At 50.0% G+C, this 11,950-nt stretch carries 8 protein-coding genes; 3 read left to right on the top strand and 5 right to left on the bottom strand.

What is annotated here, in order from left to right; translation table 11 throughout:
- Positions 1–1,988 (top strand): putative bifunctional diguanylate cyclase/phosphodiesterase (locus tag ACOTXT_RS15140; RefSeq protein WP_421625337.1); only part of this gene is annotated, 1,988 nt, incomplete at its 5' end.
- 117 nt (positions 1,989–2,105) lie between these two features.
- Here ACOTXT_RS15140 and uspF read toward each other — a convergent pair.
- The 5 genes from uspF to ACOTXT_RS15115 all read right to left on the bottom strand — a co-directional run bounded on the left by uspF (position 2,106) and on the right by ACOTXT_RS15115 (position 10,329).
- The gene (gene uspF / locus ACOTXT_RS15135; RefSeq protein ID WP_055322170.1) at positions 2,106–2,540 is read right to left on the bottom strand and encodes a universal stress protein UspF; all 435 of its coding nucleotides are present in this window, start codon (positions 2,538–2,540) and stop codon (positions 2,106–2,108) included.
- A 529-nt stretch (positions 2,541–3,069) separates the two neighbouring features.
- Positions 3,070–3,591 (bottom strand): LuxR C-terminal-related transcriptional regulator, encoded by a 522-nt coding sequence (locus ACOTXT_RS15130; protein WP_055322168.1) that lies wholly within the window; start codon positions 3,589–3,591, stop codon positions 3,070–3,072.
- Between the two features lie 60 nt (positions 3,592–3,651).
- The gene (locus ACOTXT_RS15125) at positions 3,652–8,229 is read right to left on the bottom strand and encodes an AIDA repeat-containing protein (protein ID WP_333164835.1); all 4,578 of its coding nucleotides are present in this window, start codon (positions 8,227–8,229) and stop codon (positions 3,652–3,654) included.
- A gap of 11 nt (positions 8,230–8,240) precedes the next feature.
- A complete protein-coding gene (locus tag ACOTXT_RS15120) occupies positions 8,241–9,410 on the bottom strand; it encodes an autotransporter strand-loop-strand O-heptosyltransferase (RefSeq protein WP_333164838.1) in 1,170 nt (389 codons plus the stop codon).
- A 121-nt stretch (positions 9,411–9,531) separates the two neighbouring features.
- On the bottom strand, positions 9,532–10,329 hold the full coding sequence (locus tag ACOTXT_RS15115) for an EAL domain-containing protein (RefSeq protein WP_333164840.1): 798 nt from the start codon (positions 10,327–10,329) through the stop codon (positions 9,532–9,534).
- Positions 10,330–10,671: 342 nt separating this feature from the next.
- On the opposite strand from ACOTXT_RS15115, the gene ACOTXT_RS15110 reads away from it, so the two are divergent.
- Together ACOTXT_RS15110 and ACOTXT_RS15105 are read left to right on the top strand one after the other, a co-directional pair.
- Entirely contained in the window at positions 10,672–11,481 is an 810-nt protein-coding gene (locus tag ACOTXT_RS15110; protein WP_333164843.1) for a winged helix-turn-helix domain-containing protein, read from the top strand.
- Positions 11,465–11,950: a hypothetical protein gene (locus ACOTXT_RS15105; protein ID WP_008502396.1), complete on the top strand. Its 486-nt coding sequence runs from the start codon at positions 11,465–11,467 to the stop codon at positions 11,948–11,950. The genes ACOTXT_RS15110 and ACOTXT_RS15105 overlap by 17 nt, the downstream gene beginning before the upstream one ends.

Below are 11,950 nucleotides of genomic sequence, written 5' to 3'. Positions count from 1 at the left end.
CGGGTCTGGCGGCGTTTACTGGAAAACTCACTGTCGGCAAAAGTCAGTTGCTGGCTCATCCGGTTACTCATTCTGGGTTCAGGTTACAACACGATGATCTCACATCTCGGACTTATTCGCACCTTCCCTTAAGCACCCAGAATGGTGATGTGCAAATTATCTGGGACGGTGAAAATCCCGGCCAGGCGTTGATTATTTATTTTTTACCATTACTCATTCTTTCAGTTATTCTGACGGTATCGATGACGGTTATTCTCATGCGCCATATTATGCAGAAGGCGAGAATGCTTGACGAAAATACCTTTCTCCTCGAGCAGGCGCGGTTGAATCTTATCACCAGCGAAAAACGATTCCGGGACGTCAGTGAAACAACCAGCGACTGGTTCTGGGAAACAGATTTATCGTTAAAGATAACCTGGCTTTCAGGTCGTTTTTCTACAGTAACGGGATATGAAAATAGCAAATGGATAGGCCGCAGGCTGGATGAACTCTTTCCTGCGTCACGCGGATTATTACAAAACTGTGTGAGGCTCAGGGAATTAACTGAACGCTTTGAATTTAAGAACTGTCCTTATATTCATGCGCAACAATCTACGGCCTATTGCACGCTTCTGGCAAAGCTTTCTGCTCAGCCTGATGGAACGGTGGTTTTGCGAGGCGCGGCAACCGACGTTTCTCTGGAAGTTGAAGCAACTAAACGGGTGGAGTTCCTGTCACGTCATGATGAATTAACCGGTCTGCCGAACCGCTATCATATTAAGGAATTTCTGGCAGGCCAGTTGGCTAAAGAAGACCTTAACCATTATCCCTTTGCCATGATTTGCCTCGATTTAGACAAGTTTAAACCCGTCAATGATATTTTTGGGCACTCCACGGGGGATGCGCTGCTTGGCGAGGTCGCTTTACGTCTTAAAAATTGCGTTCGTCGAGGTGATTTTGTCGCACGGCAGGGAGGGGATGAATTTATGCTTCTTCTCGGCAATACCAGCCAAAAAGACCAGATTGATGAGGTGTGTCACCGCATCGTACAGGAACTCAACCGTCCTTTCTCCATTGAGGGTAATGATGTCGCAATAGGCGTAAGCATGGGGATTGCGCTGGCTCCCCTGGATAGCAGCAGCGCAAACGATCTTTTACGCTATGCCGATATTGCGCTTTACCAGGCTAAGCAATCCGGTAGGAACAGATGGGTCTATTATCGCCCGGATATGTCGGAAAAGTTAACTGAACGGAGAAAACTGGAACTCGAACTGAAAACCGCGATTCGCGAAGAGCAACTCTATCTGGTGTACCAGCCGCGTTATAACCTCCGATATTCTAAAATAGAGGCCGTCGAAGCGCTGGTACGTTGGCAGCACCCGCACCGAGGGACGATGATGCCCGATCAGTTCATCCCGCTGGCTGAAGAAACAGGTCTGATTATTAACCTCAGCAACTGGGTCATACGCAAAGCGTGTGCGGAGACAAAAGATAAATTGCCGGGGCTATCGGTATCCGTAAATATTTCCGCTATCGAATTCCAGGCAAGCGATCTTGCTGAAAGGATAAAAGAGATCCTGCACGAAACAGGGCTAGAACCTGACCGACTGGAAATAGAAGTGACGGAAAATGTCACGCTTTCCGATCCTGAAAAGACCTTGCAGACCATGAAGGCTCTCAAAAAAATGGGCGTCCGTATTTTGATTGACGATTTCGGTACCGGCTATGCCTCTCTGAGCTACCTCCGGAAGTTTCAGTTTGATGGACTCAAGCTCGACAAGAGTTTTATTTTTACCCTGGCCGATTCGCCGCAGAACCAATCAGTCGTAGAAAAAATTATCGATCTGGGTAAGGCCTATTCAATGGCGGTCACTGCAGAAGGGGTGGAGACCACCGAACAGCTCTCTTTTCTTAAAAAAAATAGATGTGATGAAGTTCAGGGCTACTTGCTTGGAAAACCGGCTTCCATTACGGAATTAAATTTAAACGCAAACAGAATAGATCTTTAAAGTGTGCTTCCATCAGCTTCACACGCTTTACGCCGGGAAGCGAAAATGAAAAACCGGGCTTCTCGCCCGGTTTTTTGTCATCTGCTATCTGACCGTATACTGAGACGCAAGCGCGTTCTATCTAACGACCAGCACAGGGCATTTCGCATGCCGCACCACTGCCGCAGCGTTCGAACCCAACAGATAGGTCGAGATGTCCGGCTTATGAGAGGCAATGATGATCAGGTCGGCGTCGATTGTGTCAGCGAGCTTAAGGATTTGATCCTTAGGCGATCCCGTCACGGCGTGAGTCTGTATCTTATCTGCAGGAATTTTGAATTGCTTAACAATCTCATCCAGTTTCGCTAAAGCAGCGTGCTGGAATTCTTTTATCTTCGGCATTTCTGCGGGGTAGGCCAAACCTAACGATGAATAATAGGGAAGCGAAGGAATAACGGTAAGAAAGTGAACCTTGGCCGTGTTAAGTGCGGTGTGTGCCTGAACGAACGGGATAACCATGTGCGTCAGGCTATCCTCGGAAATGTCAATGGGAACCAAAATTGAGTTGTACATGTGTCCCTCCTGAGTGTTTTTCACACAACTCAAGGTAGATCGTTAATTTCAGCAAAACAGAGAGCAGGGTGTCATAACGGGGACAAATTTCTGTTCTGTGGTATTCGTACAATCGACCTTGCCTGTCATTGCGTCGTGACTATGTCCATTCTCGCGTCCTGGGCGAGCTGGCGTACAGCCTTAATCGGCGCATGTCCCATTTTATGGGCAGCGAGCAGCTTAGCTTTACGACGGAATGATGAAACGTCTGGCTAAAACCAGCACCTCTTTATGAAATGCGCCGCATTAGCGGAGCAGCTATTTGCCTATATTTTGGGCGGGAGCTCCGCGGCAGGGTGTGACTCCTGTCTGTGGACGAAGATGCCAGGGATGATGGTTGGCTGGGGTTTGTCGAACAGAGCGGCTTTGTATTACAACTGGCGCGGGCACGTTCCGAAGTTTGAACCGATGCTGGAGAATTGCGGATTCAGTACATAAAGTCACCGTAGCAAATAACAAAACCGGGCCCAGAGCCCGGTTTTCGCAACGGCTATTCGAATTCAGAATGAATAAATTGCCTGACCTGAAGTATCGAATTCAGGTTAAGTTTTTGCCCAATATTATTGGTGTAGGTATAGACAGTTTTGGGGGACAGGTAAACTTTTCTTGCAGCAGCCACCGTGTCATCAGTATCCAGAAGGGCGAAAAGAGTCTTTTTCTCCTGTTCTGAAAGCATGCTCAGACTTCTGCAGCGCGCGATGTGGTTCAACGCATATTCTGATGAATACGTCCGACCGCCCGTAAGCTGCTTTCGAAACTCCATAAAGCATGATTTCCTGTAGATTGTCACAAGCGGTTCGAGAACTCTTGAACTGACATCCTTGCCACCGATGAAGATCATTTCATGCTTTTCAGTGAGTTTCTTTCTTTTCAGTAGGTTGAAAATGGCGCCCAGGCTTCTGAATGATTCAATATCTACGACGCAAACCTTTCTGCCGGGGGACGCTTGCTGAAGGATGACAGACAGCGCTTTATTCAAAAAAACATCTTTCGTCAAAATCATGTGAGGCATAAACATACCCAGAACATATCAGAACACAGTGAAAAGGGGCCCTAAGGCCCCTGTGGAACATCAGAATCCGATACGGATACCTGCCACACCCTGGATCGGTGTTTCGATTTGGCTGCCCTGACGATAATTAGCCTCACCGTACAAGGTTACGTCTTTACCAACGTTGACCGATGCACCCAGACCGTATTTACCTGATGTGCCTTTGACGTTGTTATCAAAGCGATTGCGCTCATTGATCGTGACTTCGTTTGAGTTAGCAAACTCCTGCACCACCGCAACTGACAGATAAGGTTTGAATTCAGTTGAGCCAATATTGAACTTCCCGGCAATCTTCGCACCGGCTTCACCCGTGACAGAACGCGGTGAGCCCGTATTGCCTTTCATGCCGTTGCTGAGTTTCACCTCCTCACTGGTCATCTGGACAAACGCCAGGCGCGCATAAGGCGTGATGCTTACGTCATCTTTGAGATCAAACTGATAACCACCTTCAACGGCTGTGCTGAGTGCATACTGCGTCCAGTCACCGCCGGTTCTACCACCATTGGTCATGACCGCTCTCAGTTTGTTGTTAAGACGGTTACCTTTAACAACACCGTCAGCGTAGAACCCGCTGGCGTCAAACCAAATTGCATACAGGCCGAGGCCATAGCTGTCGATTTTGCTTGTACCACCGCGGGCATGTTTCACTTTGTTATCGCTAAAGGACATGAACGCACCGGTGACAAGGCTACCGCGCGCAAAGTCATTCCGGGTGTCAGCTCCGATCTCAAGTCCGTTCTGGCTCAGCTTATAGGCTGCGCCATTGCTTGTATCAATGTCACTTTTACTGCCGAGGTAGTGTCCCCATACGTTGCTTTCTGGTCCGGTTTTATCCAGACTCGCGCGATACGTGCGCAGGCCATCCAGCTCAGAATGGATAACGTTCAGACCGGCATTAGACATGGCCAGAATGGCATCGGTTGCAGGCGTGGTCATTGGCTTCTTCCCGCCGTTCCCGTTACCGCCTGCATTGCCGTTATCACCGCCGCCCGGGTTCTCACCGCCAGGGTTCTCGCCGCCAGGGTTCTCGCCGCCAGGGTTCTCGCCGCCCGGATTCTCACCGCCAGGGTTCTCACCGCCAGGGTTCTCACCGCCCGGGTTCTCACCGCCCGGGTTCTCGCCGCCCGGGTTCTCACCGCCCGGATTCTCACCGCCAGGGTTCTCACCGCCCGGGTTCTCACCGCCCGGGTTCTCGCCGCCCGGGTTCTCGCCGCCCGGGTTCTCGCCGCCCGGGTTCTCGCCGCCCGGATTCTCACCGCCAGGGTTCTCGCCGCCACTCCCCATGGCCCCCAGATACCAGACGTTACCGCCGGTGAGGCCGTCCTTATCCTGCTGGCTGTACAGGGTGTACATGTACGTACCGCCGTCCACGAATCTGGTATTTCGGCCGGACGTCGTGACCATTTCAAAGTCTATGTCACCGCCTTTCTCATGGATGAGGTTCAGCGTCAGATCAGTGTGGTCTGATATCTCCTTACCGGAGTCAGCCACGGCAATACCAAAATGACCCGTGCCCTGTTCGATAGTGACGAAGTTGGCTTTACGATCGGCGAGAGATGTGTTCAGGAAGAAGTTCCCGGTGCCGGTCAGCTCCGTAATCGTTAGCTTCGCAAATTCGCCGTCGCTGTTGCGCAGGAAGTTGACGTTACCGCTGTTCATGGTGAGATTACCGACCTGAGCCGTGTCCAGGCCGGACGCTGTATCGGAAAGGTCATTGACAGAGAGGGTGCCTCCCTGAATGTTTACGTCCGTTGCGAGAGAGCCTGCGTTCATCAGCAGTTCGCCTCCCGCGCTCACTATGGTTTTGCCGTCGGCCAGAGCCCCAGTCATCAGCCAGGACTGGCCACCGTTGATGGTAGTACCGGTGGTTGTGCTGCCACTTCGGACTTTCTGAAGACCGCCATTGATGGTTGTAGAGATAGCCGAGCCGCTCCAGAGGTCCTGAGTACCACCGTTAATGGTTGTAGATGAGGCCGCGCCGCCTTCGTAGACGCGCAATATACCACCTTCGATGGTGCTGTGATTGGCGGTACCACCTTCGACGTTCTGTTGACCACCACTGCTTATGGTAGTCGAGATGGCCGTGCCGAAGACCTTCTGTTGCCCATCACTGTTGATTGTAGTAGAGGTGGCAATGCCTCCAGCGGAGACATACTGAGCACCGCCGCTGTTGATTGTGGTAAAGGTAGCCGAGCCACCACTGGAAACGTACTGCCAGCCGAGGTTGTTGAGAGTGGTATTGGTTGCCGTACCGCCACTCTCAACGTTTTGTCTTCCATACATATAGATGGTAGTGCTGTTAGCAGTACCGCCACTGGATATGAGTTGATTACCGCCGCTGCTGATGATAGCTAAGTTGGCCGAGCCACCACTCAAGATGTGCTGTTTACCGCCACTGCTTATAGTGGTACTCGAGGCAGCACCACCACTGGAAACGTGTTGAGCACCACCATTGTTGATGATAGTAGAAGTGGCTCTGCCGCCATCTGATACGTCCTGTCTGCCAGCGCTGTTGATTGTGGTGGAGGTAGCAGCGCCACCACTGGAGACGTACTGCCGGGCACCACTGTTGAGAATGGTAGAGGTAGCCACACCGCCAGCGAAGACGGTCTGATAGCCCCAGTCATCAATGGTGGTGTCAGTGGCCGAACCGCCACTGGAAACATGTTGATAACCACCATCGAGAGTGGTACTGGTAACTAAGCCACCTTCGACGTGCTGATAACCTCCACGGCCGATGGTGGTGTGCGTTGCTGAACCACCATTTGAGACGTGCTGCCTGCCTCCACTATTAATGTCAGTAGAGGTGACCAGCCCACCACTGGAGACATACTGATACCCACCACTGTTTATAGTCGTAAAGCTAGCCTGGCCGCCAGCATAAACGCGCTGTCTGCCACCATTGTTGATGGTAGTGGAGTTGGCCAAACCTCCACTGGAAACACGCTGTTCGCCGCCGCTGTTGATGGTAGTGACATCGGCTGCACCGCTGACATAAATGTGCTGAGAGCCGCCATGATTGATAGTAGTCGAAGTGACCGAACCACCGAAAATGCCCTGTAAACCGCCACTGTTAATTTTAGTGTCGGTGACTAAACCATCAAAGACGACCTGCGCACCGTCACTGTATATGGTGGTATCACTAGCAATGCCGCCACTGGAGACGCGCTGTTCGCCCCCGCTGGTGATGGTGGTAGCGGTGGCCGTACCGCCACTAGATACATCCTGAAAACCACCATTGATGGTGGTAGTGGTGGCTGTGCCACCACTAGATACATACTGAGCACCACCACTAATGATTGTTTCGGAAGCTGAGCCACCACCGGAAACGTACTGATACCCGCCGCTGTTGATGGTAGTGGATTTGACCTCCCCGAAGACGATCTGAGAGCCACCATTGTTGATAGTAGTGGCGGTGGCTGAACCGCCACTGGAAACGTTCTGATAACCACTATTTATAGTGGTAGAAGTGGCTGAGGCACCACTATAGACGAGCTGAGAGCCACCTTCGATGGTAGTAAAGATTGCCGAACCGCCCATGGAGACAAGTTGCCTGCCACCGATAGTAGTAAATACGGCTGAACCACCGCTAAAGATGTTCTGGAATCCGGCATTGTGGATGGTAGTGGAGGTGGCTTCGCTGCCAGCATAGACGGACTGCCTGCCACCACTGTGGATAGTAGTATTGTTTGCAATGCCACCGGAGAGGTGCTGGCTACTGAAGGAACCACTGATAATTGTGGAGGTAGCTGTAGCTCCATTGTAGACGTACTGATTACCTCCATTGTTGATAGTCGTAGAGGTGACCGAACCGCCACTTGAGACGTTCTGAGCACCGCCACTGTTGATAGTAGTACTTGTGGCCGAGCCTCCATGAAGAACGTTTTGAACACCACTGATGTTGAGGATAGTGGAAGCCGCTGTGGCGCCGCTTGAGACTCGCTGGGAGCCGCCGTTGATGGTGGTGTAAGTGGCCGATCCGCCACTGTAGACGTATTGCGCACCACCATTTCTAATGGTTGTAGAGTTGGCCAGGCCACCATTGGAGATGTGCTGAACACCACCATTTCTGATGTCTGTGGATTTGGCCAAGCCACCATTGGAGATGTGTTGAACACCACTGCTGTTGATGGTAGTGGAAGTCGCTGTGCCGCTGCTTGAGACTCGTTGGGAGCCGCCGCTGTTGATGGTAGTAATGGTGGCCGTTCCACCACTGGTGACTTCCTGATATGCACCACTGTTGATGGTAGTTGAGGTAGCCGATCCTCCACTTATGCGCTGGGAGCCGCCGTTGATGGTAGTAATGGTGGCCTTGCCGCCACTACTGATACGCTGATAACTACCTGTAGTGATTGTCGTGTCGGTGGCTGTATCGCCTGAATAAAGAATCTGTGGACCCGTAGTATTCACATCTACCGTCACGCCGACATAATCTACCGACATGGCTGGGCCTGAAGGCAGCAGCACGGCACCCAGCAGTAACGCCAGTGCGCTTTTCTTCGGCGTCAGCTTCGGACGACCGGACCCGGTCGCGAGTTCAGAGGTAACAACCCACTGCTGGCGCGACTCGCACCACACTGTGGTATATATCTTGTTCATATTTACGTCCCTTACTTATTAACTAATCCTGAATGCAGACGGTCCACCATGCCGATAACCTGCCGACCGGTTATCAGGCTCGTGCACTCGTACTGTCGAGGGGTGTGCTTGTGATGCGGACACCACAAATAATCCACGTGGTCAAAATCAACGGACGTGTCATCCCAGCAGCCGTTACAGCCATGGCTGCTGAACACCCGCCAGGGGGTGTAAAATTCGCTGTTGGGGAGACTGAATCCGCTGATTAACACCACAGGGATACCGGACGCCCAGGCTAGCCATGACAGCCCGCTGCCAAGTCCGATAAAGAAGCTCGCATGCCTTAACAGGTCCACCCGCTCCTGAAGTGGAATATCCCCCGTGAAGTCTTCGGCACCCTGGGGAATATGGTTCCAGACGAAGCCCTGGCCGTAATGCGCATGGCGGTCAATGCACAGCACCCGGTATCCTAGGGACTTAAGGTGGGCTACCACCTCTGCCCAGCCATGGCCGTTGTTCCAGTACTTCGCCTGGTTGGTGGACTGCGCGGCGATGCAGACATACGGCTCCGCAATTTTTCGTTCCGCATCCAGTTTCAGGCGGGGAGGGCACTCCCGCGGATCGACCCCGAGGATGTAGCCGGCATTGCGGTGGAAACCGACCTTCCTGAAATCGATGGGTTGATGAGTGGTGTCCCCCTTAAAGAAGAGGCCTACATACCAGGATGCGTAGGGATTTACCGTCTGCAGATTGTCCTTTGTGGAGAAAGTGATCTCGGGATACTGTGCGCTGAGCAGTTCAATGATTTCCTGCCCCATAACGCACTCAAGTTGACAGCGGTGCAGCTGGCGAAAACGCTCTGCATAATGGAACCACCCAAGCATGTCGCCCAGCGTACCCGTTGGGAAAAAGATGACGACGGGCTTGTCCTTCATATCCAGCGTTTCATCCAGGACCGGGCTCGCCGATCCCTGGTGGAATACCTGAATGCGGAAGCGGACGTAATATTTTTTATTACTGGTGACCCAACCGCCTTCTGAATCACAGCTGAAAAGAATATTACCGCTGTCGTCGTCCATTAAAATGACGTGCCATTTTCCTTCCGGGAGCAAAACGCGCGCGCCATAGTTAAAGTCATAAAGAATTCCGTCCGGCCCTGAGCATGACGGAAGCTCTGGAGGGTTTGGGAAGTTAGCTGACATATATAATTTGTCCTCGGTGGTAATTTAAATCTGTAACAAATAGGTCGAGTGCACTACTGTTATTTAAGTAATGCTTTCCATGATAGGTTGCGAATTGTTGTGTTTATGCTTTTGAAAAACGTTATATGTGCGTGCAAAACTCGTGCATGCTTACAGGTTTTGAAAATAGATAACCCTGAAAAATATCCACCCCTCTATCTTTCAAAAGCGATAGTTGTTCTTTATTTTCTATACCTTCAGCAATGACATGAATTTGCAGCCGCTCTGCGAGAGTGATAATTGAATCAATCACCGCGGAATAGATTAATGATCCATTGCTGGCAATTGTGAGGCATTTATCAATCTTGATAGTTGAGAAACCTGCATGTTCAATATATTTAAGGCATGAACTCCCGCTGCCGAAATCATCAATCGCAAATCGCACACCTGACTCAGTAAGTTGCTGCATAGCCTCGAGTGCAAAGTCGTCCAGGTTCATTGTTCCGCGTTCGACAATTTCCAGCGTGACAGAAATGCGTCCGTCGAATGTTTTCTTAAAGTCCGTCACTGCTTCAATAACTCTTGAAGAGTTCAACTGTCTCGCACAGATGTTGAAGGAGAGATAAAAGTCATCAGGTAGAGTACCTTCATAGCCTTCGAAAAATGTTTTAACATCAGACATCAGACTGCAAGTGACATCATTAATCACCTCACATGATTCTATTGCCGAAAGGTATTTTTCGGGAGATTGGTAAATCCCATCTTTGAGAACTCTGAGTAATACCTCTCCGCCTACGATCTTATCTCCCTTACATACGGGCTGGATAAACGGTACAAATTCAGCATTGGTCAGTTCCGCTGATAAGATTGTTTCTCTAATCAATGTACGAGCTTTGATGAAGAAACGTTCTGCTTTCATGAGCATTTTGGTGCTTATCATAATGTCGCTCCTTATCTACTGGATTCGCTACCCGAGGTGTCTCTTCGTACCCGGGGCTGTGAATGGCGGTAGGTCGGATGGCTGCTCCTGAAGAATAAGAACCTGCTCATTCACTTCTGCGAATAATCCTATCAACCCAAAACGGCGTGTAGATACATGTATTGCGGATTTATTAAAATACAAACTTATATTCTGCTTGGCATTTCATTTACAAGTGATAAGTCTGCAGAAGAGGTTGTTGCGTCTTGCTGTGCTAAGATGCGAGAAAGAAGTTAATGGGCTTTCGCAGGCTGGATAAATGTGAAGATCCATTCAATTACCATCATGGATAAGGAGTCAGAGATGGTTTTTGTGATTGATAATAGGGTTTTTTATCGCTCTGAAGATGGTGCCATATGGCCATCCGGAGACGAGGGCTCTACTGTCATTCTGACCCTGACAATGAACAGGCTACTCACATGCCTTCTCGAAAAGCATGGTCAAGTCCTGACACGGAATGAACTCCTGGATAACGTCTGGGATGCTCATGGGTTGCGCTCATCGAGTCACACATTAAATAAATACATCTCAGAACTGAGAAAACACTTCGTCCAGTTTGGTATTACGGATGAATGTATTACCACAGTACCTCGGGTCGGCTTTATGTTTAACAGTGATATTGCTGTCAGGGATATAACTGAATCTACGATTGCTGATGGACGACTCAAAGAAGATGAAGAGTCGGAGATAATAAAGGTAGTACACCGTACGGCGGTAGCGGGTAACAACAAGGCTCTTCATTATACGCTGGCACTGATTATCCTTTTAATCAGCGCTACCTTAGTTGTGTCAGGTCTCGTAATTCCGTCGAAAGACGTAAAGGAAATAAAACAGATTAAGCCTCATTTTTTGTTTAACTACGACACCTGTCCTGTCTATACAGTCCAGAGCAACTCTGCATCCCTGTCAGAGCAAAAAAAAGAACTGTTTTTAGAACTGGCTAACTCAAATCATATTCAGTGTCTGGAAGGCACTTCTTTTCTCTATCAGGTTTCAGAGTCCTATCTGTACGGCAATAAGGGGAGGGCGTTTATCAGTCGATGCACGCAAAAGAATAATAATTACATCTCCTGTCTGAATAACTACTGGAGTGGTTATGAACGCAATCAATAAAAAAACAGGGATATCGGCCGTAATTTTACTCCTCATCCTGGCGTTATCGGTGTGGTTCTACGTTCACATGCGTCATAAACAGAGTGCGTTGAGTGTTAACTGTTCCACAATTGTACGTTACAACCATCACGAACCTGATTTCGTCGCTACGCTGGAGTTTATTTTCCGTTTAGATAAAAACCACGATGGCCAGGCTGTCCTGTCTGGGAATATCCAGTCAGCGCGAGGTGTTAATGTCATCTCACGCACAATTCTCTTTAGCTATGAGATGAACAGGCCGGGTGAGATTGCCCTGACCGATACGCGCTACGTTAAAAATCCGCGTGATACAGCTGATGATGACAGTTTTAAAAGCAGCTTCTTTTATGTTCCCGAGGGAACCGTTCGCCAGCTGAAGATTGAACCTACAGGTAATGGCTGGCTGATTGGAAATCTGCAGTCGCCATTTGCGCTTTGCGTGAACAGGTAA

The organism is Enterobacter cloacae complex sp. IR5422, assembly GCF_049238165.1.
Taxonomy (GTDB): Bacteria; Pseudomonadota; Gammaproteobacteria; order Enterobacterales; family Enterobacteriaceae; genus Enterobacter; species Enterobacter roggenkampii.
The sequence above is the reverse complement of the archived record's forward strand: the minus strand, read 5'-3'. Positions and strand labels throughout refer to the sequence as shown.

Coding starts and splice junctions, on each gene's coding strand:
- ACOTXT_RS15130 (WP_055322168.1), bottom strand. CDS start 3,591: ATGCCTCACATGATTTTGACGAAAGATGTTTTTTTGAATAAAGCGCTG.
- ACOTXT_RS15125 (WP_333164835.1), bottom strand. CDS start 8,229: ATGAACAAGATATATACCACAGTGTGGTGCGAGTCGCGCCAGCAGTGG.
- ACOTXT_RS15120 (WP_333164838.1), bottom strand. CDS start 9,410: ATGTCAGCTAACTTCCCAAACCCTCCAGAGCTTCCGTCATGCTCAGGG.
- uspF (WP_055322170.1), bottom strand. CDS start 2,540: ATGTACAACTCAATTTTGGTTCCCATTGACATTTCCGAGGATAGCCTG.
- ACOTXT_RS15115 (WP_333164840.1), bottom strand. CDS start 10,329: ATGATAAGCACCAAAATGCTCATGAAAGCAGAACGTTTCTTCATCAAA.
- ACOTXT_RS15110 (WP_333164843.1), top strand. CDS start 10,672: ATGGTTTTTGTGATTGATAATAGGGTTTTTTATCGCTCTGAAGATGGT.
- ACOTXT_RS15105 (WP_008502396.1), top strand. CDS start 11,465: ATGAACGCAATCAATAAAAAAACAGGGATATCGGCCGTAATTTTACTC.